Raw genomic sequence first — 248 nt, 5'->3', positions numbered from 1 at the left:
CAACACTCACGGCCATCGACGCCACTGTAAAGATACTTGGCCACAAACGTGTAAAACCTTCGGTATATTTAAGCCCTATGGCCCAACCAATTTCGAATAAACCCGCAAGGACTAATAAGAACCAACTCATAGTGAACTCCTAATTAGGGGTCGTCCCCTACCAAATTAAGGCATGTTTAGGGGCGTCCCTAAGCCGGTGAGAATATAAAGTAGTCAGTGATGTGTATCTAAAATCTCCATAGATACAC

Annotated in this window: 1 protein-coding gene; it reads right to left on the bottom strand. The window is 44.0% G+C overall.

Translation table 11 applies throughout. The features are described from left to right. Positions 1–130, bottom strand: a 130-nt coding sequence (locus O4H62_RS26390) for an SMR family transporter (RefSeq protein ID WP_269391861.1), incomplete at its 3' end; no start/stop codon positions are given. Positions 131–248 lie beyond the last annotated feature (118 nt).

This window comes from Parahoeflea alexandrii, from assembly GCF_027214025.1.
In the GTDB taxonomy this organism is placed as follows: domain Bacteria; phylum Pseudomonadota; class Alphaproteobacteria; order Rhizobiales; family Rhizobiaceae; genus Hoeflea; species Hoeflea alexandrii_A.
This window is presented reverse-complemented; position numbering and strand designations above follow the sequence as displayed.